Consider the following 208-nt stretch of genomic DNA (forward strand, 5'->3'; position numbering starts at 1 on the left):
TGCAAGAAGAACTGCCGAACATGGTTCTCGGTGACTTGGTCGGGGGAGCACTTGGCGAAATCGGAGAGTTGTCGGATGGCACGGATGTATCCGTCGTGCGTCCGCTTGGCCATGCCGGAGAGTTGCAGGTCTTCGCTGAGTTTTTGGCGAAGATCCTCGGGAAAGTAGGCGCCCAGAGCGGCAGACTTTTGCGAATTGCGGCGACGAT

General features: G+C 57.7%; 1 protein-coding gene. It reads right to left on the reverse strand.

What is annotated here, in order from left to right; translation table 11 throughout:
- Positions 1-208, reverse strand: a 208-nt coding sequence (locus H1B37_RS33260) for a phage integrase N-terminal SAM-like domain-containing protein (RefSeq protein WP_182871563.1), incomplete at both ends; no start/stop codon positions are given.

It is taken from the genome of Stieleria mannarensis (assembly GCF_014154935.1).
Taxonomy (GTDB): domain Bacteria; phylum Planctomycetota; class Planctomycetia; order Pirellulales; family Pirellulaceae; genus Stieleria; species Stieleria mannarensis.